The sequence below is a fragment of the Alphaproteobacteria bacterium LSUCC0719 genome (genome assembly GCA_040839025.1).
Classification (GTDB): Bacteria; Pseudomonadota; Alphaproteobacteria; order Puniceispirillales; family Puniceispirillaceae; genus UBA8309.
Map to the genome: position 1 here is coordinate 958092 of JBFPJN010000001.1, position 20054 is coordinate 978145.

The following is a 20054-nucleotide window of genomic DNA, read 5'->3' on the forward strand; positions in this document are numbered from 1 at the left end:
TGATGGCTGGCCCGCGGGAGGGGTGCGGCACCAGCCATCTGTGATGCGGTGGTGGTATCAGGACTGGGCGAAATGCAATTCTGCTAATTTTGCAGGTAAGCAGTGCAATTTTTGCATCACGCTGCTATAGGAAGCCACGCGTTACCGATGCTGTGGAGTTTCTGACCATGCGGTTCATGACCAGCCTGAGATTCATCGATGTGGTTGCCCGAGAGGGATCAATTCGCAAGGCGGCCGACAAACTGGCCATCACCTCGACGGCGCTGAACAGGCGCATCCTGCAAATAGAGGACGAAATCGGCCAGCCACTGTTCGAAAGGCTGCCTGGCGGGGTGCGGCTGAATACAGCCGGCGAAATCTTCGTGCAGCATATTCGCTCGCAATTCGCCGATCTGGCGCGGGTGCAGTCGCAGATTGCCGATCTCAGCGGCATTCGGCGCGGCCATGTCCAGATCGCCAGTGGTGCCGATGCGCTGCGACGGCTGCTGCCGGAAACCATTGCCGCCTACCGCGCCGAACACCCCGCCGTCAGCTTCAATCTGGCCCGCTGTTACGGCGAAGAGGCCGAAGCCCGGCTGTTTTCCCTCGACGCCGACATTGCGCTGATCTTTGCCCCGATCCGGGCCGCGCATGTCCATGTCGCGGCAACGCTTCGCCAGCAGATCCACTGTGTGATGCCGACCGATCACAGGCTGGCCGGACGCGAGATGATCCGGCTGCGGGATCTGGCCGGCGAGCGGCTGGTTCTGCCAACCGCACAAAGTGGTGTGCGCCAACTTCTGGATAGCGGGTTGCTGCGGCGGAATGTCGATATGGAGGTGGTCCTGGAATCGGACAGTTTCGAATTCATGCAGAATTTTCTGCATTTCGAATCATCGATCTTCTTTCAAATCCCCATCGCCATAGCTGCTACCGAGGCTGGCGGGGTCGGCGACCGGACGTCTGAATTCGACCCGCGCCTTGTCGCGCGGCCGATCGACCCCGCCGATGTGCCGGTGGGAACGCTTCATATCTGCCATCTGAAGGGGCGCGTGCTTCCCGTGGCGGCGGCAAAGTTCCTCGATGACATCATCACCAGGCTTCGCACAACCTACAGCGACGATGTGGACCAGTAGATTTTCGCGCCCATGCGCTGTAGAAAGGGAGAACAGGAAAAGAGGACTGCCATGACGATCGGATTGCCGCTGCCCCCTTATTTCGTGCAGCGCTATGAAGGATGGAAAGCGACAAAATTCATCGAAAACAAGGTGTGGTACAAACATCTTGCCGAAGATGGACAGCATCCGCGCGCGATGATCATCTCATGCTGCGACAGCCGTGTGCATGTCACCTCGATCTTCGGCTCGGACACGGGCGAGTTCTTCATTCACCGCAATGTCGCCAATCTGGTACCGCCCTACAACCCGGACGGCGATCACCACGGCACCTCGGCGGCGCTGGAATATGCCGTCTGCGCGTTGAAGGTATCGCATGTGATCATTGTTGGCCATTCAAGCTGCGGCGGGATCAATGGCTGTTTCCGGATGTGCAACGGCGATGCGCCGGAGCTTGAGGAACGGTCGAGCTTTGTTGGCCGCTGGATGGACATTCTCCGCCCGGCCTATGACCGTGTTGTCGGCAAGGGCAACGAAACCGACCAGATCGCCGCGCTGGAACGCGAGGGGATTGTGGAATCGATGCACAATCTGATGGGCTTTCCCTTTGTTCGCGAAGCGGTCGAGGCGGAAACGCTGTCGATCCACGGTCTGTGGAACAATATCGGCGAAGGCAGCCTGTTCTATTACAACGGCACCGATTTCGAACCCGTCAGCAAATCCGCCTGACAATCCCCACACAAACCTTGCGCGCAACAGCGTTGTCGCGTCGCCACTTTCATGCCATGCTCACCCCGTGACATTCTGCCACAGGCGCCGTCATGGGCTGACCACAGGCCTGACAAGACTGCGCCCCGGCAACAGCGGAGGGATGGCATGGATACGGTATTGGTTGGCGGCGGCGGATTTCTTCTGGCGGCGGGGATCATATTCCTCGCCATCGACAAGATTGGCAAATCCGACATGGCCGATCGCCGGAAACGGTTGCTGATCTATGCCCTGCTTGCCGCGCTGATCGCGCTGACAATTGGCATCTTCCACTGGCATCGCGCCGTCTATCTGGCTGCCAACGCCTGACGTTCAATCGCCCGATTTTGGATAAGGCGTGCCGTCCCCCCGGACGAAGCGCCTGACATCGTCACGTATCTCCAAACGGAGGTCGACATCCGGATAATGCACCGTCTCGACATCGTCACGGGTACCGATTTCAAACAGCACCGCAGCTTCATCGCCGCGGTTCTCGATGGCGTGACCGTTCGCGACACCGGCCTTGAACCCGGCGCAGTCACCGGCACGAAGCAGCGTCTCTCCATCCTCTTCACGCAGCACCACCTCGCCCGAGATCACGATCACGAATTCATCATCAACCTCATGCCAATGCCGAAGTGCAGTCTTTGACTGTGGCGGCAGGACAACACGGTTGATTCCCATTTTGGCAAGACCGGCCGCGTCGCCAACACGCTGCTGCTCATAACCCGCCGTCTCGCCGGTATAGGGTTCGGGATAGCCGCGGCGGCCCTGAACCGGGACGTCCTGAAGGTTGATTTTTGGCATGTGCTGCTCCTGTTGACGAATTCGGTAACCATAACACCATTTAATCCGGCACACCGAAAATCCAGCCTTCACTGGCGGCGGCCGGTCTTGTCCAGCTATCCGCCCTGCCCGCGAACCAGCGCAGGGCAGCGGCCGAAATGATGGCGTCCGCCTCGTCGGCATCGGCCCCGCGCGGCGCGAAATCGGGCCCGACACCGGCACTGTCATAGGCGGCAAGCGCCGCATTCATGAAGGCCGGGTCGGCGGCGGCATTCCTGGCCGGGTTGAAGCCGGCAAGATGGAAATAATAGCTTGGAAAGATTTCCACCAGCACCATCGCCAATCCACCCGTCCTTGGCGGATCAACCGGATCAAAGGGCCAGACGGCGAGGCGCGGCCCCAGCGCACCCCGCAACGCCTGGATCAACCGCATACCGGCCATCGAACCTGTGGCAACATTGTCCGCCCCAATGGCCTTGAAGGTCGGTGACGGTGCCCGCGCCGAGGCCCGCGCCGCCAGTTCGGTCACCCGCCGGCGGCTGCGGTAGCGCGGTGCGCGGTGGTGGCGCGGCGACAGATAGTAATCGGCAAGCCCCGGTGCCGAAAACATCGCCCCGCCATACAGATGCGGATCAGCACGGCATTCGGCTTCGACCCGTGCCCACAGCGCCGCCGGGTCACACGGAGAGTCAGCAAGCCCCGGATAATAGGCCCCTTCATCGATGAAGGGATGGGCAAAGGCAAAATCAATCCCGACAAGAACCGGTGCCTCGCATGTGTCCGCCACCTCGCCCAGCAGCCAGTCACAGACCGCCTCGCGGCCCCAATGCCGCCCGTCGGCAGGAAATATGGTTGCGGGTGCGCCATGTCCGGGACCGGCCCGTGCGACCTGGATTCCGGGCTGGCGCGGCCCACGCGCGCCCGACCAGTCGATGCCAATGAAACCGCGGAACAAGGATCAGCCGTCAGATGGATCCGGCATGCGCGCCAGAAGCGCGGCCGCTGTCACGCTCAACCCGTCGGCGCTCGCCTCGCCGGCCAGAACCGCTTCGGCCTGTTTGGCCATCACCTTGCCAAGTTCGACCCCCCACTGATCAAAGCTGTTGACTCCCCAGACAAAGCCGCTGACCACCGTCACATGCTCGTAAAGGGCAAGCAGCCTGCCAAGCGCAAAGGGCGTGGTGGCATCCCAGCTGATGATGGTCGATGGCCGGTCACCGGCAAAATGCCGGTGTGGTTCGGCGCTGTTGGGGCTGCCGATGGCCAGCGCCTCGGCCTGTGCCACCGCATTGGCAACCAGCACCCGGTGACTTGCCGCCCAGTCACCGGCAAGCTGCAGCCCCGACGGCTGCAGCGGCACAAGAATGTCCAGCGGCACGATATCATACCCCTGATGCAGGGCCTGGAAGAAACTGTGCTGACACCCGGTGCCGGCCGTCCCCCAGATGACCGGCGTGGTGGCGTAGTCGATGGACTCGCCCATCGCCGTCACCGACTTGCCGTTGGATTCCATCTCCAGCTGCTGCGCCCATGCCGGCACCAGATGCAGCCGCTGGTCATAGGGCATGATGCCATGCGTCGCACAGCCCATGAAATTGCGGTTCCAGACCCGAAGCAACCCCAGCAGCACAGGCAGGTTTTCAGCATGCGACGCGGTACGGAAGTGATCATCCATCGCCGCCGCGCCAGCCAGCATCTCGGCAAAGCAGGCCGGCCCCAGATCAATCATCACCGGCAGACCAACCGCCGACCACAGCGAATAGCGCCCGCCGACACCCTGGTCGAAATCAAAGATATGGTCCGGGTCGATCCCCCAGTCACGCGCCACCTGCGGTGCTGCGGTTACCGCCGCCATGCTGCCGGCACCGGGCGCGCCAAGCCATTCCCGCGCCAGCGCCGCATTGCGCATCGTCTCTGCCGTTGTGAAGGTCTTCGACGTCACGATGATCATGGTCCGGGACGGGTCGCATGATACCAGCACATCATGAAGATGGCTTGGATCGACATTCGATACATAATGCACACGCGGCCCGCTGGCATGCCCTGCCAGCGCGGCGCTGACCATTGCCGGCCCCAGATCGGACCCGCCAATGCCGATATTCACCACATCGGCAACATCAGCCTTGCGCACCGTCTCGGCAAAGGCAGACAATCGTGCAAATTCCGCGCTGTTGCGGCGTTCAGCGGCGCGCTGCGCCATATGGACGACGGCGCGATCCTCGGACCGGTTGACCCGCTCGCCGGCAAACAGGGCGGCAATGCTTGCCTCGAGCCCGGTCTGTGTTGCCAGATCAAGCAGACAGCGCATCGTGTGCGCCGTTACCTTCTGCCGCGACAGGTCGACCCGCAGATCGCCCATCTCATGGACAAGACCCTGCGCACGCCCGGCATCGCCAAGCAGATCGCGAAGATGAATCTTGTGAAGTGCGGCAGCCTCGTCCCGAAGCATGGCAGCGGCGTTTGTTGACAGCATATCCCCTGATCCCGGCTGGTGATTTGCCGACACCATACCCATATCCGGATGACGGCGCCAGCAGGGCAATCGATGCCGGAGAAATTCATGCCAGTACCCTGTTGATGGAATGATCCACACCGGGGCGGATTACGGAACAGGTTCATGTCTTCACCACATTCCTTCGACATCCTTATCATCGGCAGCGGTATGGCGGGGCTTGCCGCCGCGCGCCGCGCGCGTGCTGCGGGGCGCTCGCTCTGTATCTTCGACAAGGGACGGCGCATCGGTGGCCGGGTATCGACCCGCCGGGCCGACGGCTTCACCTTCAATCACGGTGCCCAGTTCCTGACGGCGCGGCACCCCGATTTCATTGCCGCCTGCGAAACAGCCACGGCAGACGGCGCGCTTGTGCCCTGGCAGGTTGCTGGCCGAAATGCCTTCTGCGGCGCGCCGACGATGCGTGACCTTCCCGCCCATCTTGGCGCGGGTCACACCATCCACCAGCAGGTCGAGATCACCGCGATCACACGTGACGGCGGGGTGGTGACGCTTCATGACAAGAACGGGCCGGTGGCACAGGCACGTCAGATACTGGTTACCGCCCCGGCCCCACAGACGGCACGCCTTCTTGAATCCGTTGCCCCGGAACTGGCCACCACCGCGCGCAGTGCGGTCTACGCACCCTGCTGGACCGGCATGTTTGGGTTTGCCGACGCCTCGCTGGCCAGCATGGCAGACCCGGTGAGCGCCAAGAGCGGGCCGGTCGGATGGGCATGCTGGGAAAGTCAGCGTCCCGGCGGCACCGACCAGCCCGGCGCCGCGCTGACCGTACAGGGCGCGCCGGACTGGAGCGAAACGGAACTGGAAGGCGAGGCCGACCAGATTGCCGGACGTCTGTTGGCAGCCTGGCAGGAGACAACCGGAACATCACTGCCGGCACCGGACTATATGGCCGCGCACAGATGGCGCTTTGCCAGAGTTGTGCAAGCGGCATCACCGGATGCGCCCCGTCATTCGGCCGATGGCATGATCGGCATTGCCGGTGACTGGGTGGCCGGTGCCCGTGTCGAGGATGCCTTTCTGTCGGGCCATCATGCGATGGAATCACTGCTTGCGATGCGGTCCGGGGCCTGATCAGCGCGCTTGTCGCCGCCGGATATTACCTGTAATGCAGACAGCATGTCGCTGCGGGCGCACCAGCCCCACAGCTGTCTCGTCATCCCTCTGTCAACCCCGTCACCCAAATGTCCGTCGTTCTCAACCTGACCATCCCCTTCTTCGCGCTGATCTTTCTCGGCATGTTCTGCCGGGCGATCGGCTTCGTCGACGAACGCGATGCCAGGATGATGGCGAAATATGCCTTCTTCATCGCGATGCCGACGATGGTGTTTGTGAAGATCGGCGCGGGCAGTGCGCTGGATTTCCTGAATTGGGGGTTCATCTGGCGGTATGAGCTGGCGACCGCCATTGTCTTCATCATGTCGGCACTTGTTGCCCGGCCACTCTTTTCACTGTCCCGGCTGGAAAGCGGCATTTTCGGGCTGAACGCCGCCTATCCCAATTATGGCTATATCGGCGTACCCCTGGCCATTCTTGCGCTTGGCGATGCTGCAGCGCTGCCACTTGCCCTGATCCTGGCGATGGATACGGTTGTCCTTCTGGTGCTGACAGGCTGGTTTGCGACATCGAATACCGACGCCGGCGGAGGGGCGATTGGCAGAACCCTGTGGAAGGCCCTTGCCACCGTCGCCAAGAATCCGCTGCTGATCTCGGCGGTGCTGGGCCTGGCCTACGCGGCAGGCGACGTGCCGACACCGGGCATGCTGGCCACGCTTCTGGACATGATTGCGGACTCGGCAGCCCCGGTGGCGCTGTTTGCGCTTGGTGCGACGGTCTATGGCCAGCCGCTGAAGAACGCCATTGGCGAGCTGACCGCAATCAGTGTGGCGCGGCTGATCATCCATCCATTGCTGATGGCGGCGCTGTTTCTGCTGCTTCCCGGTGTCGATCCGCTGTGGATCAAGGCAGCGCTGCTGTCGGCCTGCCTGCCTGTGGCAGCGAATGTGTTCGTGCTGTCGGATCATTATGGCGGCTATACCGGACGCAGCGCCTCGGCCATTCTGATGACCACCATTCTGGCCAGCATCACCGTGCCGGTTGCGCTCTACATCATCATGAAGGTGGTGTGAGCGGAACCCGGCAGCGATGCCAGCAGCAGATCAGACCATATACCGGCGCTAGTCGCGCGGCAGCGTCTCGGCATAGCCGGGCACATCCGCGGCAAAGGCCGCCAGCCAGTCCACCAGCTGCGGGGCGTGGTCACGCCAGTTCAGCTGTTGCCGGAAATCAAGATAGTCCAACGCACAGACAAGGGTGATCTCGCCGGCATCGGGCATCGCCCCGTTCCGATATACCGGAGTGCCGACCGTTTCCAGAACGCGAATGATCTTGTCGCGCTGATAGTCGACAAAACTTTCAACCCGCATTTCGGCCGGCCGGAACCTGCCCTCATAAACCACCAGCAGGGCGGCATCGAGCATGCCCACCATCCGCGCCATACGGGTCAGCACGGCAAACCGCTCAGGCCCACCAGCCGGGATGATATGCCCGCCACCGGCAAGTGAGTCGAGATATTCCACAATCACCCGACTGTCATACAGCGTGGCGGCATCAGCCTCGCCCTGACCGGGAATGACAAGCGCCGGAATCTTGCCAAGGGGGTTTACCTGACGGATGCCGTCATCGGGGTCACCGGTATTTGTCGCGCGAACGTCAATATCGTCAATCTGGCCAAGACAATAGGCGGTGAGCTTGACCATGCGCCCAAAGGGCGAGGCCGGGGAAGAATAGAGAATCATCACGATGTCCTTGCATGAAGCGGTGATATCCCGACGATAGCCGCGATAATGTCGCCGCTCAACCGTCAAGCCGCCCAACAGCACATTGACGCCGCCGTGGCGGCGGTTTCTAATGTTGCCGGAGATACAACGACATGCCGCCCGTCATGGGCTGTCAGGGCAACAGGAGATGAAGATGAGCAAGGGATACTGGCTGGCCATTTACCGGGCTATTCATGACGAAGACCAACTGGCGGCCTATGCCAAGAAGGCAACGAGTGCGATCGCGGCCGGCGGTGGTACGTTCCTGTCGCGGGGCATGCCGGTCGAAATGCTTGAAGGCAGCCAGGCGACGCGCACGGTGCTGATTGAATTCCCCAGCGCCCAGGCCGCCATCGACACTTACAACAGCGATGCCTATGCCGATGCGCTGGCGACGCTGGGCGATGCCGCAGACCGGGATATCAGGGTTCTCGACGCCCTCTAACCACCCGCCAGCTCGGCCTTGTGGGCCTCAACCATCGCCGCCATGCTGGTATATTGAAAATCATAGGATGGCATGTCACCGGGGTTCATGGTGGCACCGAATCCCTTGTCCGCATGGCGCCGGTAGATCCAGCAATTCGCCAGCCCGTGACGGTTGGCGGGCGCATGGTCATGAAACATGCTTTCGGCTGTGTGAAGAATGTCCGCCTTGCCGATGCCAAGCGTCTCAAGCTGGGCCAGCATATAGGTGAAATTGCCGTCATCAGGCTTGTAGCTGCCGACATCCTCGGCCGTGTAAATGGCATCAAACGCCACGCCAAGCCTGTTATTGCTGTGCGCAAAGCTGGCATTGTCCACATTCGACAGAATGACCAGCTTGAAATGCTGCTTCAGATAGGCCAGCGCGTCCGCTGAATCGGCAAAGGCCGGCCAGTCTGCAACCGAGCGGCCATATGCCATCGCCTCGTCCCAGCTGACTGACATGCCCCATTCCTCGGCAAGTCGGCGATAGACACAGGCAAGAACGTCACTGTAGCGCTTGCCGGGTGTCTGGCGCTGGTGCGTTGATTCCTGCCTTGCATGCGCCTCGAGGATCATATTGCGGTCAAGATGTCTGCCGCCATGCGCCGCCACGCGATCGGTCAGTGGCCTGAGGCCGGCGATCATCCCGGATTCCCAGTCAATCAGGGTGCCGTAGCAGTCAAAAGTCAGCACCGAAAAATCAGACAGCTTCATAATGCCACCCCCATTTTGAGTTAGACGGACATGGCGCGGCGCGGGGCCTTACCCGAAGCCGGCGTCAAAAAAACAGGCGATGTATCCGCCTCGCCCTGCATACCGTCGACAAGCGCGGGAAGCGTGGCAAACTGCACGATCAGTTCGCGCGCCAATTGTTCGGCATCGCGTGCCGCGGCGCCGATGCCGCCACCGGCCCGCATGTCGACCGCTATCACAAGACTTCCCCGCGTCGCCTGTAGCGAAAGGTGGGGTTGCGCGCCGCGCCGCCGCGACAACGGGCTGGCAAGGTGTTCATGCACCCGCAACAGCGTCTCGGCAAACCCAAATGTGAACAGCTGTGCCGCCGCGCCTGTATCGGTTGTGGCGATGGTAAAGATCTCATTGACCTCGTCATGGTCGGCGTCATAACCGGCAATACCATGCTGGCCGGCAACTATCGACGACAGATGGTCAGCCCGACTGTCGGCCCGTGTCTCCCCCGGCAGCCGGAATGGCAGACTGGTACGAAACACCAGCAGATCCGCCCCGTCATGACCACTCTTTGATGGCCGGTTTGATGGCCGGTCGACAGCGGCCTCAATCATCCAGATACGGCAATCACCATAGGTTCCGGCATAGGCCGCCATCAGGGTGTAATGCCGATCGGGAAGAATGTTGTCCGTCACCAGATCCTGCAGGATCACCTCGGCAAAGCCGGCATTGTCGGCTTGTGTCAACAGGTTGGCAAAATGCAGCTCAACGGCACGCCGCACGGCACCCGTTCCCTTGAACGCCCCCGGCCCATTGACCGGCAACAGCACCATCCAGGTGATGACTGCCACCAGACCCGCCAGTGCCAGGACAAGCATCCGGGTAAGCGACGACACCGGAAAGCCGAGGCTGACGAGCTGCGCCTGCTGCAACAGAACCACACCGGCAACGCCGACCATACAGCCGGTGATCAGGCTGCCGCCGATGATGCGACGGCGACGGCGCGCCTCCTCGCGTTCCAGACACGGCACGACTTCCTGTCGCCAGCTGGCGCCAAACCCCTGTTCAGCAGGTGTTTTTTCAACAAAGGACCGCATCCCACTGTGGTAGCGCATGTGCCGGCTGAAAGACAAGCCTGCTACCGCCGATGCGATGCTGTGATTTCAGCCGGATAAGCCTTGCCCCATTACATTAGATATTGCTTGTAAAGGTAAATGCACGGAAAACTGCTCCTCCATCGGGCCCGGTCGGCATGCCGGTTCACACCTTGATGCAGATTGTTGTAACCAAAAGGAAAGGGATTGGAATTCCGTTCACGACACCAGCTTTGCCAGCCATCCGGCTGCGATGACCGGAACTGATCTGATCTGCCGATGACATTTCCTGACAGAATTGCCTTTCTGCTTGCCGTCGCGCTGGTATCGGGCCCCGCGACAGCCTCGGCCAGCGACGCATCGCCGGCCATAAACGACATTCATCTGCAATGTGACGGCGAAACCCGATCGCGGCTTCTGGCTTTCACGGCCGCAGACCTGAAAATCGAGGAACGACACAAGGCAACACGCCGGATCCGCATCGAAATAGACACTGCAAAGGGCGCCACCATCATCGACGCTCCGTCTGACGAAGTGCTGTTCGCGCCCTCGCAATGCGATCTGTCGGCAATGAAGGTGGCCTGCGAGGCACGCGATGATGACGAGCATCGCCAGATATTCGTCTCGCGCACCAGCGGCGACACGGTCTTTGAAGGATATAGCCAGACATCGGATGAACGGTCGGCGCTTGTCGTCGAACGCTATCGGTGCATCAAGGAAAACAGAGAGCTGATCTTCTAGACCGGATCAGATTTCCCTGGCGATCGCAGAACCACAACCGAAGCAAGATTTTTGCCATCGTCACAGCAACCCCGTGGCCAGGCCTTTGTCCGCTGGATCGGGGATGCGACACAGGGGCTTTACATCGGCAAGCCGTCAATATAATTTACTAATGGTATTTTATTAAATTACCGCTATAAATTTAATATGAAACAGAGCCATGACCACCAGACGCGCACGATCTGAAACCGCCAAGGCGGCGCGGCGCGATGAAATCATCGCGGTAACATCCGCACAGCTTGGTGCGCGCGGGATCTACGCTCTGTCGATGCAGGATATCGCCATTGCCTGCAATCTGACAAAACCGGCGCTCTACAATTATTTTCCCAATCGCGAGGCGCTGTTTCTGGTTATATATCAGAAGCTTGTCCAGCGATGGCTGGCGGATTTCAACCGCTCACTGATGGCCGCGAGCCATCCCCTGCCCCGTGATGGCTTCAACCGTCTGTTTGTTGAAAGCTTTGCCATGCAGCCACTTCTGCGTCATCTGACAAACCACCTGACCGCCACGATGGCACCAAAGCTGAACCCCGCCGCTTTCGCCGGGCTGACAGCCGATACATCCGACCAGCTGGCCGGGCTCGCCACACTGCTTGTGCATTACGGCTATGTGGATAAAAGCGGGGCCGAGGATCTGTCCTGGGCCTATTACACCATCGTCACCGGTGCCGCGCAGATTGCCGATCAGCCGGACGGTGTGGCAGATACCGGCACCCCGCCCATATCGGTACCGGAGCGCGCCAGCTTTGTGGCAAATTGCCTTGCCACCCTTGCCTGTCTTCGGTAACCCCCGGCGCAGACAGGCCGTCAGCCGATGCTGATCACACCACCCATCCCGGCTGCATGATGTTCCATCATATGGCAATGGAACAGCCACAGACCCGGATTGTCGGCAACAAATACCAGATCAGCAACCTCACCCGGGGCCATCAGATAGGTGTCACGAAGCACATCACGCGCGACATCGCCGAATTCGCGCGATTTCACCCAGAAATGCTGCCCGTGAAGATGCATCGCATGCTCCCATCTTGTGTCATTGCGAACGCGCAGAATGGCCACTTCGCCAAGGGACAGATCGGCAAGCATGTGGTCATAGCCACCAACCACACCGTTGAAGGCCCATAATTTCGAATGGTCACGGGCAAGCTGTCGAAGCGGCAGCATCTCGCCCTCGAACATGGCGGAATCGAGATTGCCCATCGCCCCGCCCTGCATATGGATGTCGATCACACGCGCCCCGGCGGTGTCCGGGCGGTCATACCAGGTCGTGCCGACCGGCACGGGGCCCGCCGGCATGTCATCCTGCGCGGCGACAAGGCGTGCGGCGCTGACGGCATCTGCGGTGCTGACCTCTTCAAGGCGTGTGATGCCCTTGGCAAGCTTGACCATGATGTCGACCCGCTGTGCCGGCGCCACGCGGATGGATTCGGCCTCGAACGGCGTGCAGGGCGCGCCATCCAGCGCGACAACCCGCATTGGCAGCAGATTGTCGAGGCGGAAGGTCAGCGTTCGCGCATTGGCGGCATTGATCAGACGCAGGCGTACCGGTCCCGCCGCCACCTGGATGTCGGGATCGGTCGCGCCATTCACAGTCAGCCAGTTGCCGAGCCGCCCCTGATGCGACCAGTCCATGAGCGAGCCAAAACTGTCTTCGTGAATCTGGTAATCCTCATCAAGGCGCCAGTCATCGGCGACAAGCGTGATATCACGCGGCCCGGCGGCCTGGTCCGCCTCACGCACGATCAGCGGGCCGTAGAGCCCCCGCGCCAGCTGCTCCCATCCCTTGTTGTGGGCGTGGTACCAGAATGTCCCCGCATCACGCAGCGGGAACCGATAGGTAAAGCTGTCTCCCGGCTCGATGGCAGACTGGGTCAGGTCCGGCACCCCGTCCATCTCGTTCAGGTTGCGGATGCCGTGCCAGTGCATCGTGGTCGGCACTTCCAGATTGTTCAGGAACTCGACCTCGATCTCCTCACCGCGGACACCCTCGATCAGCGGGCCTGGCGAAGTGCCGCCATAGAGCCACAGATCCGTCGCCGGGCGGTCGGCCGGACCAAGGTGCCGGGCTGCCGGTGCGGCGGTAACGGCATAGCGGCGCACGCCGGCCGCACGCGATGGTAGCGGCAGTGCTGTCATCATGGTTGCCATAACACCGGCATTGATACCGGCCTTGATAAAGCTTCGTCTTTTCATCCCATGTCCCCCAATGGCAGGGTCAGTGACGTTGTCAGCAAACTGCTCATCACCAGTATCGCCAGCGCCGCCAGAATTTCGTGATCGATCGTCCGGCGCAGCCTCGTCGCTGCCGAAAGATCACCTGCCTGAAGCGCCGGCACAATGTGAAACCTGTTCCGCGCCGCCAACCCCAGAAGGCCTGCCACAAGCAGTATTTTGACAAGCAGCGCCCTCCCATAGCCGGTGGTCAGCAACGCCGTGACCGATCCCAGCAAAAGCGCCGCATAGGCCACGCCCGCAACAATCAGCACCGCAACCACATGCTGGGCGATGCGACCGAATCTGTCGGCGACATCGGCAAGCACCAATGCCTGATCCGCATCACCCGCCGCGCCGCACATCTGGCGCAATGGCAGTAATGCCCCAAGCCAGAAGGCCACGCCGCCAAGATGCAGCGCCAGCAGCACGCCCGTGATGGCACCCTGCATCGTTGCATGACCGACAACGGTCAGCGACAGCAACACCGTCGCCGCGGCAACGACCCGCGCCGACAGCTCGCCGCGCGCCTTGACCCTGTTGATGACGGTGATCATCGCAAAGCCGATCCCCGCCACCACGCTCGACAGGCCAAGCGGCGATTTGATGACCAGATCCAGCAGCACCGGATCAACCGCGCTGGCAAGATCCCCGCCAAGACTTCCCGCCGCCACCGCCAGCCGCGCCCCGACAAGGACAAGCCCCGCCCAGGCCGCGACGGCAACCAGCAGACTGACAAAGCGCTGCGTCTGTTCCGGCATCTGACGACGGAACAGCAGCTCGAAAATCAGCCCCCCGGCGGCCAGGAACATCGCCAGATACAGACCGAATTTGGTCAGCGGCCTCAGGACGTCCCAGATCTCGAACATCTGCCAGCTCACCGCGGCGCGACGGTGAAGGAAAAACGCCCCTTGATCACATGGCCATCTTCGCCCATCGCCCGCCAGCTGGCGGTGTAGCGCCCACCCGCAAGCGGCGGCAGCACAACAACATGGTCGACCGCCTCGACCATCAGATGCGCGTCATCAAGGTCGATATCCGCCCCACCCTCGTCACGGACAAGATCAAACCTGATCAGCCGCGAGGCGTCGCGAAACCGCATTTCGATGGTCGTCGGTGCCGTTGCCAGCTGCGCGCCATCAGCCGGCGTGACGGATGTCAGCGGCGAATGCGCCCGTGCCGCAACGCTCAGGAACAGGCCGGTGAACAGAGACAGGAGAAATCGCGTCATGATCCGGTCTTCCCGCCTAGTGGCATGCCTTGCCAAGCGCCTTCAGACGCCAGTAATTATAGGGAAGCGGTGCCAGAAACCCCGCCAGCAGCATGATCGGCACCGCCCACCATGTCAGGATCGCACCGCCCGTCAGCAGCACATCGGTGACATTCATCGCCGCCTCCATGCCGATCATCGAGATCAGCGACATGCCAAGCGCCGTCTTCAGCGCCAGACGCAGCGGCATCTGGCGCGACAGGATCACCGTTTCCAGAATGATCGAGGTCAGCAGCCCATTCATGATGGCAAGCGACATGATCGCCCAGACAGGCCACGGAATGCCGGTAACCTGAAAGAACAAAATCGTGCCAAGATCACCGATCGCGCAGCCAAGAAGGCACCATGAGGTGTTGTAGGACGCGCGCCGCCATGTATGGCGGCACCGCCAGCTGATTCCCAATGTCGATGTAATTGCTGTCATCTTGACCTCCACATGCCCCCTATGTAAGCCTTCCCCCAAGGGGAAGGTAAAGCCCCTTCCCGTGGAAAGACCGCCTTGTGGCACGAAAGGATCATGTGGATGCAGATTGGTGAAGCGGCGCGGCGCGCCGGCCTGACGGTAAAGACGGTGCGGTACTATGCAAATATCGGCATGGTCACACCGCATCAGGATCCGGCCACCGGATATCGCAATTATGGCGATGATGACGTGGCAAAGCTGCAATTTGTCGGCAAGGCCCGCAAGTTCGATTTTTCGGTCGAGGAATGCCGCGAGCTGCTGATGCTGTATGAGGACCGCAACCGGCCAAGCCGCGAGGTCAAGGCGCTGACACTGAAGAAGATCGGCGAGATCGACACACGGCTTGCCGAACTGCAGTCACTGAAAGACGAGCTGTCGGGGCTGGCATCGGCCTGTGATGGTGACAACCGCCCCGACTGCCCGATCCTGAACGCGCTGAGCGGGGGTGGGTGACGGCTGTGTTGCCAATTGAATTTAATGGTTTATTTACAATTTCTTCACGAAATTGAAAGCATGGCCAAAAGAGGTTAAACCCCTCAGTCTGTCCTGAAAACCTTATTCAAAGGGGTGATCGGACATGACAGCACCATCCCAGCCTTCGCTGCTCTCGGATCTGAAAACGGGACTTGAGATCGGCAAGTGGCCGCTTGCTGTGAGTGCGGTGACTGTTGTGACTGCTGACATTCTATATTTTGTAAACGCCAACCTTTTCAAGGGAGACGCGCGTGCATTGCCGACAGAAGGAGGCGATGCGCCACTGAGTTTCTTCCTGATTTCAGGGGCATTATTTTGCCTTCATATTCTTGCGCTGTTCCTTGGCTATTGCTGGCTCTTGACAAGATGGCTGAGTACCGAATTTGGCACCAGTGAGCAACAGCCATCGAAATCCCACTTTCGCTATGTGGCAATCCAACAGGGGCTTGCCGCGCTGTGGGGCCTGGCGACGTTCTTCCTGATTGGACTTGTGACATCCTACCTCACTCTGAACCTAATATTCATTCCATTGATTAAAACATTTTTTCTGAAATCAGACAGTCCAGCCTATTTGGGTATTCTGATTGCCATTCCGGCATTGCTGGCTGTCGCCTTCACAATCCATTTTCTAGGGGTCTATGTTTATGTTCGTTTGTCTACCGGTGTCGGCATCGCGGCGAGAACGGTGACGCGGATAAAATTCAGGGAGGCATTCGCACGATGTGCAGAGATTGCGCCGCAGGGGTCTGTGAGCCGCACCGCAGCCCGGATCACCGGATATCTGTTTCTTTACATTCCGGCCATTTTATCTTTGGAAATCGGCCTCGCATGGTTGCTCTGGCCGGAAGCTGTCATCATCGGGTTCGATGGTGGATTTTCTATTACCATCGATACAGATTTGACACCATTTACCTTAAATCTGTTGGTGGTAATCCTGAATGCCATTGTCATCACCTGCCTCGGTGCCTTCGTTGCAGCAACACTTGTCAGACATATCAGACGATTTGATCCAAAAGCCATATTGGCCAACCGCTAATCGTCAGCACCCGTACAACATCCAGTTCTGACGCCCCTAATCCCGCTTGCGGACGGCCTCGTCATAGAAGTCGTAGGCGGCCATGGCCATCACACCGATGGCGATGATCCAGAACGGCAGCCCGCCCCAGAACCCGGCAAAGCCGGTTGAGATGCTGTGCGCCAGACCAAAGACAAAGATCATCACAAGTGCCGTGCCAATGGCCGCTGTCGCCAACCGTGTCTTGTGTGAAAGCATATCTGTGTCCTCCTGTTACGTCCCGCATCAACGGGGTTCGGGCCGGCATCTGCCGGCCCTAATCTTTCTGTCCTTCAGGCCGCCAGCGCGGCCAGCGTCCAGTTCGCCGTACGAAGAAGCCTGTCATCCTCTTCAGCGCCGCCGATCAACTGTACCCCGATCGGCAGGTTGTTGTCACCGACCAGCAGCGGCATTGTCACCGCCGGCAATCCCGCCAGCGTGAAGATCGTCTGGCAGATCGGATCGCCGGTGCCATCCTCAAACAAGGGTGCCTCGCCAAGCGCCGACGGCGAGATCACCGCATCAAACTCGGTGAACAGCGTCGCAAAAAAGCCGATGGCCTGGCGGCGCATATCCCGCGCCTCGTCATAGGCGGCCTGGCCATAGGTCCGGCCAAGCGCGATGGCGTCCTGCGATCCTTTGCTGATGCCGTCCGGGTTTTCATCAAGGATCCAGCCAAGAAGATCGGCATATTCATGGCCGTGAATGATCTTCTGCGCGGCGATGAACCCGGCAAAGGAATCGGCGGCATCAATGCGTTCCACCCGGTCGCCAAGCGCATCCAGAAGTTCGTCCATACCGGCACGCGCGGCCGGCGTCAGCCGGTCGAAATAGGGCATGTCGAACCAGATGAAATTCGGCTCGATCGGCACCTCGGCACCGGCCCCGGCGCGCATCGCCGGACGCGGCCGTGCATAGCTTGCCGGATCACGCTGATCATAGCCGCCGAGAACATCACACAGCAGGCCGATATCCTCGAGCGACTGGCCGAAGACACCCATCTGGTCGAGCGTTCCGGACGTTGCCAGCACCCCGGTACGCGAGATGATACCGGCGGTCGGCTTGATGGCGAAGGTGCCGCAAAAGGATGCCGGGCGGATCACCGACCCGTTGGTTTGCGAACCCACCGCAAGCGGCACATGACCGGCGGCGACGGCGGCTGCCGACCCGGATGAAGACCCGCCGGGCGTGTGCGCGGGGTTGACCGGATTGCGGGTGGCGGCAGCCTGCATGAAGGCCAGTTCGGTTGTCACCGTCTTGCCAAGGATCACCGCACCTTCTGAGCGCAGTGCCTCGACAAGGCGCGCATCGGCCTCTGGCACGCGCCCGGCCATGGCAACCGCGCCGCATTCACACGGCATGCCGGCAACATCGATGATGTCCTTCAGCCCGACGGGAACCCCGTGAAGACGCCCCAGCGGCCTTCCAGCCTGGCGCAGCCTGTCGCATTCATTGGCCTGGGCCAGCGCCCCTTCGGCATCGACATACGCCCATGCCGAAAGCGCGGCATCGTCGTTGATCCTCGCAAGACATGACTCAACGATTTTTCGCGAAGTGGTGTGGCCATCACGAATAGCCACCACCATGTCCGTGGCGCGCATAGCTCACACCCCTATGGAATATAAGGGCCGAACAGATATTCCGGCAGCCACAGGGCGATCCCGGGGAACTGATAGAGCAGGACCATCGAGAAGATCACAATCGCCAGATAGGGAAGAATCCCCTTGAAGATGTCGATCAGCTCGATCTGGTCTTTCAGCACCCCTTTCAGATAATAGGCCGACATCGCCATCGGCGGCGTCAGGAAAGAGGTCTGAAGGTTCAGCGCCACAAGCATCGCGAAGAAATACGGGTTGATCCCGAAATTATCCAGCATCGGCAGGAAGATCGGCACAAAGATGATCAGGATTTCAGACCATTCAAGCGGCCAGCCAAGAAGGAAGATGATCAACTGCACCATCACCAGGAACTGCCACGGTTCGAGGTTCATCGACAGCACGAAATGTTCAATCACATCGTGACCACCGAGATAGGAGAATACCGAGGCAAAAGTCCATGACCCGATAAACAGCCAGCAGACCATGGCGGTCGATTTTGCCGTCAGGAAGACGGACTCCTTGACCTTCGTCCAGCTTAGCGAGCGATAGATGGCAGCCAGCACAAGCCCGCCAAGCGCACCCATCGCTGCGGCTTCGGCTGGCGTTGCAAGCCCGCCGAGAATCGATCCGAGAACAGCCGCAATAAGAACCGTGAGTGGGACAAAGGAGACGACAAGGTCGAGATAGATCTTGGCCGCCGGCGGCACATCCTCGGCCCGCGGCTTTGGCGCCAGCGATGGCTGCATGAAGACCCGGATCACCACATAGACGATATACAGACCGGCCAGAAGCAGCCCCGGAAACATTGCCGCCGCATAGAGCCGCAACGGCGACAGTTCAGCAATCGCGGCATAGACAATCAGCATGATCGAGGGCGGGATCAGGATGCCAAGCGTACCGCCGGCACAGATCACACCCGAGGCAAACTGCTTGTTATAATTGGCCGCGGCCATCGCCGGAAAGGCCAGCAGGCCCATCAACGTCACCACGGCACCAACGATCCCCGACGCGGTCGAGAAGACAGCACAGGTGACCAACGCCGCGATGGCCATGGACCCTGGCAGATTGCGCGCCGCCATTTGTAGCGAATAGAAGAGGCGCGTCACGATATTGGCACGCTCGACGACATAACCCATGAACAGGAACAGCGGGATGGCGACAAGGGTGTCGTTTTCCATCACCGAATAGGTGTTCTGGTTCAACAGATAGAAGATATTGTTGTTGAACAGATCGCCGATGCTGTCGACCCCACCCTGATAATAGGCGTAATACCCGAACCCAACGCCCATCGCGAGCAGCGTAAAAGCAATTGGAAAGCCAAGTAGCACCAGCACGATAAACATGCAGAGCATCAATATGGCGACTTGTGGATCAGTCATCGGGCACTCACATCAGAGACAAAGGTAGGGTTACCGGCCGTCAGGCCTGTTCCATAAGGGCGTCTTCGGTTTCCTTGACATCGTCAAGGCGCTCCATCCAGACACCGGTTTGCATGGCGCGCCAGCACCGCACAAGCTCGGCAAATCCCTGCAATATCAACAGGAATCCAGCAACAGGGATCAGGGTTTTGAAAAAATAGACCTGAATTCTGGCGGGTGAATTCCAGCTGACTTCCTGATAGCGCCAGCTGTCGGCGGCGATCTCAGCCCCGAACCAGAACAGCGCCAGGATCCCGGGGAAGAAGAAAAACAGATACAGCACGAAATCAATCCGCGCCTGCCAGACAACAGGGAATAATCTGTAGAGAACATCGCCGCGAACATGCGCATCCTGCGCCAGCGCATAGGGCCCCGCCATCAGGAACAGCGCGCCATACATCTGGATCATCATGTCGAATGCCCAGACCGTGGGGGCATTCAGCACATACCGCATGAACACTTCATAGGACACCGACAATGTCAGGACCAGGATGCACCATCCAAAGGCGCGACCGACCCAGACACTCAGGCTTTCGATGGCATAGACCAGTTTCGTCAGCATGCGAGCCTCTGTATCAA

24 protein-coding genes are annotated in these 20054 nt (G+C 60.2%); 10 read left to right on the forward strand and 14 right to left on the reverse strand.

The window, feature by feature from the left end; all coding sequences use genetic code 11:
* Positions 1-176 precede the first annotated feature (176 nt).
* The 3 genes from AB3X55_04560 to AB3X55_04570 all read left to right on the forward strand — a co-directional run bounded on the left by AB3X55_04560 (position 177) and on the right by AB3X55_04570 (position 2171).
* Positions 177-1115 carry a LysR family transcriptional regulator gene (locus tag AB3X55_04560; protein MEX0502846.1) on the forward strand — a complete coding sequence of 313 codons (939 nt, stop codon included), beginning with the start codon at positions 177-179 and terminating at the stop codon, positions 1113-1115.
* Positions 1116-1166: 51 nt separating this feature from the next.
* Positions 1167-1823, forward strand: coding sequence for a carbonic anhydrase (locus tag AB3X55_04565; GenBank protein ID MEX0502847.1), 657 nt, complete (start codon positions 1167-1169; stop codon positions 1821-1823).
* Between the two features lie 147 nt (positions 1824-1970).
* Positions 1971-2171 carry a diguanylate cyclase gene (locus AB3X55_04570; protein MEX0502848.1) on the forward strand — a complete coding sequence of 67 codons (201 nt, stop codon included), beginning with the start codon at positions 1971-1973 and terminating at the stop codon, positions 2169-2171.
* 3 nt (positions 2172-2174) lie between these two features.
* Here AB3X55_04570 and AB3X55_04575 read toward each other — a convergent pair whose 3' ends face one another.
* From AB3X55_04575 to pgi, 3 genes are read right to left on the reverse strand one after another with little or no spacing between them, the layout of a single operon-like run.
* Complete coding sequence (locus AB3X55_04575; protein MEX0502849.1) at positions 2175-2648, reverse strand: cupin domain-containing protein; 474 nt, start codon at positions 2646-2648, stop codon at positions 2175-2177.
* 40 nt (positions 2649-2688) lie between these two features.
* Complete coding sequence (locus AB3X55_04580; protein MEX0502850.1) at positions 2689-3582, reverse strand: hypothetical protein; 894 nt, start codon at positions 3580-3582, stop codon at positions 2689-2691.
* 3 nt (positions 3583-3585) lie between these two features.
* A complete protein-coding gene (pgi, locus tag AB3X55_04585) occupies positions 3586-5100 on the reverse strand; it encodes a glucose-6-phosphate isomerase (GenBank protein MEX0502851.1) in 1515 nt (504 codons plus the stop codon).
* 144 nt (positions 5101-5244) lie between these two features.
* Here pgi and AB3X55_04590 point away from each other — a divergent pair, with 144 nt between their 5' ends.
* Together AB3X55_04590 and AB3X55_04595 are read left to right on the forward strand one after the other, a co-directional pair.
* A complete protein-coding gene (locus tag AB3X55_04590; GenBank protein MEX0502852.1) occupies positions 5245-6216 on the forward strand; it encodes an NAD(P)/FAD-dependent oxidoreductase in 972 nt (323 codons plus the stop codon).
* Positions 6217-6326: 110 nt separating this feature from the next.
* A complete protein-coding gene (locus tag AB3X55_04595) occupies positions 6327-7271 on the forward strand; it encodes an AEC family transporter (GenBank protein MEX0502853.1) in 945 nt (314 codons plus the stop codon).
* A 48-nt stretch (positions 7272-7319) separates the two neighbouring features.
* On the opposite strand, the gene AB3X55_04600 is transcribed toward AB3X55_04595, so the two are convergent.
* The gene (locus tag AB3X55_04600; protein ID MEX0502854.1) at positions 7320-7940 is read right to left on the reverse strand and encodes a glutathione S-transferase family protein; all 621 of its coding nucleotides are present in this window, start codon (positions 7938-7940) and stop codon (positions 7320-7322) included.
* A gap of 175 nt (positions 7941-8115) precedes the next feature.
* On the opposite strand from AB3X55_04600, the gene AB3X55_04605 reads away from it, so the two are divergent.
* Complete coding sequence (locus tag AB3X55_04605) at positions 8116-8406, forward strand: DUF1330 domain-containing protein (protein ID MEX0502855.1); 291 nt, start codon at positions 8116-8118, stop codon at positions 8404-8406.
* Here the strand turns inward: AB3X55_04605 and AB3X55_04610 are convergent.
* Together AB3X55_04610 and AB3X55_04615 are read right to left on the reverse strand one after the other, a co-directional pair.
* Positions 8403-9140, reverse strand: a complete 738-nt coding sequence (locus AB3X55_04610; GenBank protein ID MEX0502856.1) for a haloacid dehalogenase type II — start codon at positions 9138-9140, stop codon at positions 8403-8405. The genes AB3X55_04605 and AB3X55_04610 overlap by 4 nt on opposite strands.
* A 20-nt stretch (positions 9141-9160) precedes the next feature.
* The gene (locus AB3X55_04615) at positions 9161-10228 is read right to left on the reverse strand and encodes a hypothetical protein (protein MEX0502857.1); all 1068 of its coding nucleotides are present in this window, start codon (positions 10226-10228) and stop codon (positions 9161-9163) included.
* A gap of 258 nt (positions 10229-10486) precedes the next feature.
* Here AB3X55_04615 and AB3X55_04620 point away from each other — a divergent pair, with 258 nt between their 5' ends.
* Positions 10487-10948: a hypothetical protein gene (locus AB3X55_04620; GenBank protein ID MEX0502858.1), complete on the forward strand. Its 462-nt coding sequence runs from the start codon at positions 10487-10489 to the stop codon at positions 10946-10948.
* 199 nt (positions 10949-11147) lie between these two features.
* Positions 11148-11774, forward strand: a complete 627-nt coding sequence (locus AB3X55_04625; GenBank protein MEX0502859.1) for a TetR/AcrR family transcriptional regulator — start codon at positions 11148-11150, stop codon at positions 11772-11774.
* A 20-nt stretch (positions 11775-11794) separates the two neighbouring features.
* Here the strand turns inward: AB3X55_04625 and AB3X55_04630 are convergent, their stop codons facing one another.
* The 4 genes from AB3X55_04630 to AB3X55_04645 are packed head-to-tail and all read right to left on the reverse strand — an operon-like array spanning position 11795 to position 14892.
* Positions 11795-13180 (reverse strand): multicopper oxidase family protein, encoded by a 1386-nt coding sequence (locus AB3X55_04630; protein MEX0502860.1) that lies wholly within the window; start codon positions 13178-13180, stop codon positions 11795-11797.
* The gene (locus tag AB3X55_04635; GenBank protein MEX0502861.1) at positions 13177-14067 is read right to left on the reverse strand and encodes a CopD family protein; all 891 of its coding nucleotides are present in this window, start codon (positions 14065-14067) and stop codon (positions 13177-13179) included. The genes AB3X55_04630 and AB3X55_04635 overlap by 4 nt, the downstream gene beginning before the upstream one ends.
* Positions 14068-14075: 8 nt before the next feature.
* Positions 14076-14429, reverse strand: coding sequence for a copper resistance protein CopC (locus AB3X55_04640; GenBank protein ID MEX0502862.1), 354 nt, complete (start codon positions 14427-14429; stop codon positions 14076-14078).
* Positions 14430-14445: 16 nt separating this feature from the next.
* Positions 14446-14892, reverse strand: a complete 447-nt coding sequence (locus tag AB3X55_04645; GenBank protein MEX0502863.1) for a DUF4396 domain-containing protein — start codon at positions 14890-14892, stop codon at positions 14446-14448.
* A 99-nt stretch (positions 14893-14991) separates the two neighbouring features.
* On the opposite strand from AB3X55_04645, the gene cueR reads away from it, so the two are divergent.
* Both cueR and AB3X55_04655 read left to right on the forward strand, forming a co-directional pair.
* Positions 14992-15384: a Cu(I)-responsive transcriptional regulator gene (cueR, locus tag AB3X55_04650; GenBank protein MEX0502864.1), complete on the forward strand. Its 393-nt coding sequence runs from the start codon at positions 14992-14994 to the stop codon at positions 15382-15384.
* Positions 15385-15508: 124 nt separating this feature from the next.
* Positions 15509-16441, forward strand: a complete 933-nt coding sequence (locus AB3X55_04655) for a hypothetical protein (GenBank protein MEX0502865.1) — start codon at positions 15509-15511, stop codon at positions 16439-16441.
* A 36-nt stretch (positions 16442-16477) separates the two neighbouring features.
* Here AB3X55_04655 and AB3X55_04660 read toward each other — a convergent pair whose 3' ends face one another.
* The 4 genes from AB3X55_04660 to AB3X55_04675 form a co-directional block, all read right to left on the reverse strand.
* Positions 16478-16678 carry a hypothetical protein gene (locus tag AB3X55_04660; protein MEX0502866.1) on the reverse strand — a complete coding sequence of 67 codons (201 nt, stop codon included), beginning with the start codon at positions 16676-16678 and terminating at the stop codon, positions 16478-16480.
* 74 nt (positions 16679-16752) lie between these two features.
* The gene (locus tag AB3X55_04665; GenBank protein ID MEX0502867.1) at positions 16753-18060 is read right to left on the reverse strand and encodes an amidase; all 1308 of its coding nucleotides are present in this window, start codon (positions 18058-18060) and stop codon (positions 16753-16755) included.
* An 11-nt stretch (positions 18061-18071) separates the two neighbouring features.
* Positions 18072-19436 (reverse strand): TRAP transporter large permease subunit, encoded by a 1365-nt coding sequence (locus AB3X55_04670; protein ID MEX0502868.1) that lies wholly within the window; start codon positions 19434-19436, stop codon positions 18072-18074.
* Positions 19437-19476: 40 nt separating this feature from the next.
* Positions 19477-20034 carry a TRAP transporter small permease subunit gene (locus AB3X55_04675; GenBank protein ID MEX0502869.1) on the reverse strand — a complete coding sequence of 186 codons (558 nt, stop codon included), beginning with the start codon at positions 20032-20034 and terminating at the stop codon, positions 19477-19479.
* Between the last annotated feature and the right edge of the window lie 20 nt (positions 20035-20054).

What these genes read in the sequence shown, in the direction of transcription:
- AB3X55_04560 (MEX0502846.1), top strand. Translation starts at nt 177, where the DNA reads ATGACCAGCCTGAGATTCATCGATGTGGTTGCCCGAGAGGGATCAATT.
- AB3X55_04565 (MEX0502847.1), top strand. Translation starts at nt 1,167, where the DNA reads ATGACGATCGGATTGCCGCTGCCCCCTTATTTCGTGCAGCGCTATGAA.
- AB3X55_04570 (MEX0502848.1), top strand. Translation starts at nt 1,971, where the DNA reads ATGGATACGGTATTGGTTGGCGGCGGCGGATTTCTTCTGGCGGCGGGG.
- AB3X55_04575 (MEX0502849.1), bottom strand. Translation starts at nt 2,648, where the DNA reads ATGCCAAAAATCAACCTTCAGGACGTCCCGGTTCAGGGCCGCCGCGGC.
- pgi (MEX0502851.1), bottom strand. Translation starts at nt 5,100, where the DNA reads ATGCTGTCAACAAACGCCGCTGCCATGCTTCGGGACGAGGCTGCCGCA.
- AB3X55_04590 (MEX0502852.1), top strand. Translation starts at nt 5,245, where the DNA reads ATGTCTTCACCACATTCCTTCGACATCCTTATCATCGGCAGCGGTATG.
- AB3X55_04595 (MEX0502853.1), top strand. Translation starts at nt 6,327, where the DNA reads ATGTCCGTCGTTCTCAACCTGACCATCCCCTTCTTCGCGCTGATCTTT.
- AB3X55_04600 (MEX0502854.1), bottom strand. Translation starts at nt 7,940, where the DNA reads ATGATTCTCTATTCTTCCCCGGCCTCGCCCTTTGGGCGCATGGTCAAG.
- AB3X55_04605 (MEX0502855.1), top strand. Translation starts at nt 8,116, where the DNA reads ATGAGCAAGGGATACTGGCTGGCCATTTACCGGGCTATTCATGACGAA.
- AB3X55_04610 (MEX0502856.1), bottom strand. Translation starts at nt 9,140, where the DNA reads ATGAAGCTGTCTGATTTTTCGGTGCTGACTTTTGACTGCTACGGCACC.
- AB3X55_04615 (MEX0502857.1), bottom strand. Translation starts at nt 10,228, where the DNA reads ATGCGCTACCACAGTGGGATGCGGTCCTTTGTTGAAAAAACACCTGCT.
- AB3X55_04620 (MEX0502858.1), top strand. Translation starts at nt 10,487, where the DNA reads ATGACATTTCCTGACAGAATTGCCTTTCTGCTTGCCGTCGCGCTGGTA.
- AB3X55_04625 (MEX0502859.1), top strand. Translation starts at nt 11,148, where the DNA reads ATGACCACCAGACGCGCACGATCTGAAACCGCCAAGGCGGCGCGGCGC.
- AB3X55_04630 (MEX0502860.1), bottom strand. Translation starts at nt 13,180, where the DNA reads ATGAAAAGACGAAGCTTTATCAAGGCCGGTATCAATGCCGGTGTTATG.
- AB3X55_04635 (MEX0502861.1), bottom strand. Translation starts at nt 14,067, where the DNA reads ATGTTCGAGATCTGGGACGTCCTGAGGCCGCTGACCAAATTCGGTCTG.
- AB3X55_04640 (MEX0502862.1), bottom strand. Translation starts at nt 14,429, where the DNA reads ATGACGCGATTTCTCCTGTCTCTGTTCACCGGCCTGTTCCTGAGCGTT.
- AB3X55_04645 (MEX0502863.1), bottom strand. Translation starts at nt 14,892, where the DNA reads ATGACAGCAATTACATCGACATTGGGAATCAGCTGGCGGTGCCGCCAT.
- cueR (MEX0502864.1), top strand. Translation starts at nt 14,992, where the DNA reads ATGCAGATTGGTGAAGCGGCGCGGCGCGCCGGCCTGACGGTAAAGACG.
- AB3X55_04655 (MEX0502865.1), top strand. Translation starts at nt 15,509, where the DNA reads ATGACAGCACCATCCCAGCCTTCGCTGCTCTCGGATCTGAAAACGGGA.
- AB3X55_04660 (MEX0502866.1), bottom strand. Translation starts at nt 16,678, where the DNA reads ATGCTTTCACACAAGACACGGTTGGCGACAGCGGCCATTGGCACGGCA.
- AB3X55_04665 (MEX0502867.1), bottom strand. Translation starts at nt 18,060, where the DNA reads ATGCGCGCCACGGACATGGTGGTGGCTATTCGTGATGGCCACACCACT.
- AB3X55_04670 (MEX0502868.1), bottom strand. Translation starts at nt 19,436, where the DNA reads ATGACTGATCCACAAGTCGCCATATTGATGCTCTGCATGTTTATCGTG.